Below are 6,388 nucleotides of genomic sequence, written 5' to 3'. Positions count from 1 at the left end.
ATGTTGTAGGTTTCTATTTTCACATTATTCTTTTTTTAATTCAGAGATTGTGAAAAAATGCACTTAAAGTAACGGGTGCTTTAGTGAAACAAGACTCAATGATTTTGAGACTCAGATTTAATTTAAGTATTCCATTAAAAGGAGCTTTAATGGAGTTAGAACTGAGTTCATTTTTATTGGTGTATAACTAGGAAAATAAAAGAATCAATTTGATTAACGAGTAAGAAAAGTTACAGGCTTCAAATATGTAGATATCAATATATGTTTTTGACTTAGACACTCATATCGGGTGTCTTTTTCATTGTCAGTATGATTGTAGGATGGAATTTTTGGAGATGCACACTTTTTAGGTTATGCGGGTTATGACTATGAAAAATACCCACCCCTGTCTCAAGAATCTATAGAGATTCAAGGACAGAGGAAGTAGTATTTATCATTGAGAATGCAATTTTTAGTGTAAAGCTGGGCACCCGATGATGCTGCTGTTTCATACCTGAATATCTTCAACTTGTCATTTGCTTTATTAAGCATACGCAGTTTCGCCCGCATATATCGTGACAAGCACCATTGGCCATAACCAATCGAAACTCCATCCAAACCGTTTTCTGCAAGAAGTCGTTCCCACTCCTTTAAGTCTAACAATCCGGTCTGAAAACAGCAGTAAAGACCTTGCCTAATGATTGCTACGTTGATTTTCAGCATCGGCTCAACTCACCTGACCTCTTTTTTAGCGTGACTTAAGGGCATTCCCACGGTTATTCCTTTCAGTAGTTTTCCATGTCGATACTACAAAAACGACAGCGTTTTGACAGAGGTTGCGGCTCTGACCCTTCTGGGATTTACTTTGTGAGGTTAATACAACCTTTTAGAAAATTAAATGCAATATTTTATTGAAGGAAATTACTAATCTGAGTAAAAAAAGAAAAAAGTTGTAAAAATTATATTGTAAAGAGTAGTGGCTTTTAGAAGTAAAATCAGAGCAGGCTAAAAAATGCAATCTCGCTTTTATCCTATGAGATAAAGGTTGAGATTGCTTTTTGTTTATAAGGCCATTTAATCTAATATCAAAGTAACGATCTACTAAACTTAACTAATGATATTTTATAAAAAAACACGATAATACGTTCGTTTTAATTGTAAAAAATTTCATTTTTTATGGTACAATTTGATTACATAATATTATAAATCTTTTAAGAGTATGAATAACTTTATTTTGAAACCTAAGTGTCCTTAGAAAACTAATGAAAATTCACTAGAAACGTTTCTGTTAATGAATCTATTAAATATCTTTTATTAAAGTGGGTGTTCGTATGAATGAGAAAAAGTACCAAATTTTTATTAGTTCCACTTATACAGATTTAATTAAAGCACGTGAAGTTGTGACTACATCTATTTTAACAATGTACCATTTTCCGGTGGGTATGGAGATGTTTAGTGCTGGAGATGATGATCAATGGACTGTTATTAAAAGGACTATAGATATTAGTGATTACTATGTGTTAATAATCGGCCATCGATATGGATCAGTTACTGCCGAGGGGATTTCATATACTGAAAAAGAATACAATTATGCACGTCAGAAAGGGATACCTATCTTAACTTTTATAAAAGATAGAGAAGCGTCTACAAAGCCTTTTGAAAGAGAAACTAACATAAAATTGCAAGAGAAATTAAATAGTTTTATTGATAAAACAATGGAAAGTAGAATGTGTGATTTCTGGGAGAATGAAGAACAGTTATCTTCAAAAGTTACTGTTGCATTAATGAAAGAGTTTAACAATAATCCTCGTCCTGGATGGATAAGAAATAGCCAAATACTTTCAAAGAACCATATTATAGAAGATGCAGTAAATGCTTTCTTGGACGAAAAGGAAAGAATGGGACTAAAGAAGTCAAGTTTAAACGCATATAAATATGAACTTGATATTTTCTCAGAATATTATAAAGATAAATTTGTAAAGGAAATAGATGTAGGGCAAATTAAAAACTACCTGAGATATAGGGAGGATAATTTTAATATTACTTCCAAAGGTACAATGGAGTTCATAAGAGGTAAATTAAAGCTATTTTTTGATTGGATAGTTGAAGAGAACTTAACACCGGTTAACCCAGTAAAAAAAATACGGCCTTATATGGTTCCTGATGCTATTGTTGATACATTGAATGAGGTGGAAATTGACGAACTCAGAAATGCTTGTAACACCGCAAGAGAAAGAGCAATAATTGAAATACTTTTGTCAACTGGATGTCAATTAGGAGAAATGAAGAAGTTAAATTTAAATAGTATAAATTGGGAGAACAATACTATTAAAATAATTGGTAGTCGGCATAGAAATAGAGTTGTAAAACTAACAGAAAGCGCTGCTGAACATTTAAAAAAATACTTGGATACAAGAGAGGATAATAAAGAGAATCTCTTTGTAACAGTTAGAAAGCCAAATAATTCATTAGGAGCTAGAAGCATAGAAAGAGAGATTAATGAAATTGCATCAAGAACATCTATAGATAAAAAAATCACTCCTAAAACATTTCGTCATACCTTTGCTAAATTAATGCTAGCAAAAGGATATCAATTAAATAAGATTCAGGCATTATTGGGAAATAAAAATCTAGCCAGTACCTCAGAAACCTATGTAAAACTTACCGATGAAAATATTAATGAAATATTTGAATATGACTTGTAATTGGTATACTCACCAGCACCCCATGTGTTGCCACATACACTCTGGACATGTGGAGTGCGAAAACATTTAACAATCACATAATTATAATTATGTACCTTATTAATTTATAATTGACAAATAGAAAAAATATATGAAATAATATAAAATATAGTAAACTTATGACAATATTAATTACAAATTTGTGGGAGCACCACTAAAATTCTTAAGAGGTATCTTTTCATATCCTCTTTATTAAGAATTTTAGTGGTGCTTTTTGTTTTGTAAGGAGGATTAAGATGAAATTATCTTCTGGATTTATTAAGTTAGATTTCCTTATGTATAATTTGCAAGCCAACCCCAGTAAATTAGGTATACTCATAGGCAAAAGGTGGGAAAATAAACTTAAGAACATATTTCTATTATTTACCCTCATGGAGGGGGTAAATATTTTATGAAACAGACAGCAGTGTTTTACCTAAGACTTATGGACAACAGTAAAGTAGAGAGAGAGTTATCAAAATTGAATAGCCTCCAGATATGTAATGAATTTAATATAGTAGATCAACCAATTATAGAAGTTGGCGGGAGCTATAATACTCTAGTATTTAAGAGAAGGGAAATCAAAAGACTATTAAATCTCGTTAGAACTAAAAAGTTAGATGCAGTAATTTGTAAAAATCTAAACAATCTTTCCCGTTACCCACTAGAACAAATTGCAGTAGAAAAGGCTTTAAACAATATTAATTGTAAACTAATTTCGGCAGATATAGATACTCCAAATGTAGATGAATTAGAAGAATTGAAGGCTGCCATAGTAAACTTTTATTTTCCTAGAAAGGAGGAGAATCTTTGGAAAAAGCAATAGGATATACTAGGAAGTCAATTGTTATAAAAGGATATAGTGATGAGCGTTCTGTAGGATACCAGCTAAATGCCATCAATGATTATATTGAAAACAAAGGAATGGAACTTGTACATACCTACTCGGATATTGGTGTAAGCGGAAAAGAATTAAGAAGACCAGATTTAGATGAGATGTTGGACGATTTACAAACTGGAAAAGTCATTGCTGACACTTTGTTGATATATTCAGTAGATAGACTATCACGGGATTTAGATGGAAATATTGAGTTGTTTTTAGAAATTACTAAATACGTTAAAACTGTTACTTTCCTAGTTGAGAATTTCTCAAGCGATTCACAGTTCTTCAAGATATTCTTTCCTATCTTTGCAGGAATGGCAGATGAAAACCACAAAAAGTTATTAGAAACACTGTCATTTGGTAGAAAATCAAAGATTATTCAAAGGAAATTGTTTAATGGTAATTATCCTGCAATCGGTTATACCAAAAATAACAATGGTTACTTAGTGCCAGCGCATTTTAAAAATACAAATGATACTGAAGAACAAATTGGAATTTTGATTGTTCAGTATATATATAATGCTTATTTAACTGATATGTCACTTCGTGAAATTGCAAAAAGACTTAATGAACTATTTGGTTTTACGAGAAGAGGAAAACTATGGGACTATAAATCAGTAGCTTATGTTTTAAGCAATAAAGCATATATAGGGGTTTTAGAGGGAGTTCTTGAAGGCTATTCAAGTTATTATATTAAGGATGCAAATATTGAACCCTTAATAGATCCTATTACATTTGAAATAGTACAGCAGAAATTAAAGAGTGAGAACAGAGGGAGAAAACAAAAGACTATGGGGAGAAATGCTTTATTAACTCAATGTAGTCACTGCTTTACTCCTCTAGTTTCTAAGGGGAGTAAACTAATTTGTAATAATTGTGGGTTAGAAGGTAATGAGGAAGAAATTAAAGACATTATTGTACGCTACTCCTTAGTTGTGTTAAATGGAGAAATGGAAACATTAGAAATAAATAAAGTAAAAGAAGAATTAACAAAAATCAATGAGGTAAAGGTAAAAAATTTATCATTGAAAATTACTGACCTTGAGCAACGTCAATCCTTAATTAAAACAATGAACTTAGCATTAAGAAGTAAGAAAAATATGATTGAAGCTAACACAAATTTAATTCAAAAATACCGTTATGATCTAGATGTAGCAATGAAAAAGTTACTGTACCTATCGAAATACGACCCTGCTCCTTCTGCTATTGATGATTTTGGGCAATATTTAATAACTTATCCATATCTAATCCTAATTGATTTAGCCGCAAAAAAGATAAAAATTACATTCCATTCAAATAATATTATGAGAGAGGAGATATTATGAGTGCTGTTGAAAATATACTCATTCGTTTTGCGGTTGCATATGCCAGAACTTCTAGTACCAGTAATCCAAAACATAGCATTGAAAATCAAATCGCTGTTATTAAAGAATACTGTGATAAGCATAATATAGTACTTGTTAAAATATTTATTGACGAGGCAAAAACTGGTACTACAGTTACTAATAGAGAAGGATATCAAACATTTAAAAGATTCATTGGTGATAATGACATTGATTTGGTATTGGTTGCTTATTCTGATAGATTAGGTCGAGAAGGATTTGAATTTATTCGTTCGTTAAGTGAGATAAAGAAAAAAGAGATTGAATTTATCAGTGTTTCGGAAAAGATAAATGGTTCTGAGCTAAGCCCAATCCAACTTGGTTTTACTGCTGTAAGAATTGAATTTGAAAATATTCTTCGGAAACAAAGGCTCTCTGAAGCGATACAGACCGAAATAAAAAAAGGGAGATGCATGAATCAACCTTCATACGGTTATACAAAGGATAATAATGGTTTTCTTATTGTTGTAAAAGAGCAAGCAGCTGTTGTTAAAGAGATATTCGATAGTTATATACATCTTCAATCTTCTGTTAAAGTTGCTGCACATTTGAATGAAAGTGGATACTCAAAACCGAATGGATCACCATGGGATTCATCATTTGTTTACAAAATTCTTCGAAATAAAAATTACACAGGCAATCAGTATAGGAAATCTAAGTTACAAGAGTCTTTTTCAAAAAAAAGGATATACTTAGACGATGAATTATTAACCGAAGTTGGGCACCAAGCAATAATAGAAATGAAAACATTTACGAAAGTTCAAGAAATTCTTGATAAAAAATCCAAAACTAGAATAGTAAGATTTAACTTATTGGCTAAAGTGCTGTATTGTCCGAGTTGTAATTCAATAATGTATGGGGACTTTAGAAAACAGAAATATGTATGTAAAGAGCGCAGGGAGCACAAATCACAATGCCCTGACCTGCATAAGGACTATATTGAACCCAAAGTATTAACATTCCTTAAGTCTCGAGAATTAAAGAATGTAGAAATTAATGAACATCAAGGAACTAATTCTGTAATTAATAGACAGGACTTATTGGAACAGAAAAAGGAGTTGGAGTTTAAGTTTGCTACATTAAAAATTTCAGATAAACAATTTAATAATGAGATGAAAAAAGTAATATCAAAATTAAATAGGCTAAATAAACAAAAAAACTTTGTAGTTACAATAGACAATGATGATAGTTTTACTAGCCTTATTGAAAGAGGTGAGTTTGAAGAAGTGAGTGAGAAAATGAAAAAAGAGAAGATTAAAATCACACTAAATGAAAATGAAGAGATCATCGAAATAAATAAAAATGTTTAATGGTGCTTTTATTTTTTAAAAAAGGCACAATATTAAAACATATTTTAGAGCAGAGAAGGTACGAAATCGTTTATAGATTTTGTACCTTATTTTTATGGACAATAGGATTAT

At 30.9% G+C, this 6,388-nt stretch carries 4 protein-coding genes; all 4 read left to right on the top strand.

The features are described 5' to 3' along the window. Positions 1 to 1,310 precede the first annotated feature (1,310 nt). Positions 1,311 to 2,684, top strand: a complete 1,374-nt coding sequence (locus V7097_RS25675; RefSeq protein ID WP_335706479.1) for a tyrosine-type recombinase/integrase — start codon at positions 1,311 to 1,313, stop codon at positions 2,682 to 2,684. 430 nt (positions 2,685 to 3,114) lie between these two features. Next, entirely contained in the window at positions 3,115 to 3,528 is a 414-nt protein-coding gene (locus V7097_RS25670) for a recombinase family protein (protein ID WP_335706478.1), read from the top strand. Beyond that, positions 3,513 to 4,910, top strand: a complete 1,398-nt coding sequence (locus V7097_RS25665; protein ID WP_335706477.1) for a recombinase family protein — start codon at positions 3,513 to 3,515, stop codon at positions 4,908 to 4,910. The genes V7097_RS25670 and V7097_RS25665 overlap by 16 nt, the downstream gene beginning before the upstream one ends. Then, the gene (locus V7097_RS25660; protein WP_335706476.1) at positions 4,907 to 6,277 is read left to right on the top strand and encodes a recombinase family protein; all 1,371 of its coding nucleotides are present in this window, start codon (positions 4,907 to 4,909) and stop codon (positions 6,275 to 6,277) included. The genes V7097_RS25665 and V7097_RS25660 overlap by 4 nt, the downstream gene beginning before the upstream one ends. Positions 6,278 to 6,388 lie beyond the last annotated feature (111 nt).

The organism is Bacillus sp. JJ1562 (assembly GCF_036962705.1).
Classification (GTDB): Bacteria; Bacillota; Bacilli; order Bacillales; family Bacillaceae_L; genus Ferdinandcohnia.
This window is presented reverse-complemented; position numbering and strand designations above follow the sequence as displayed.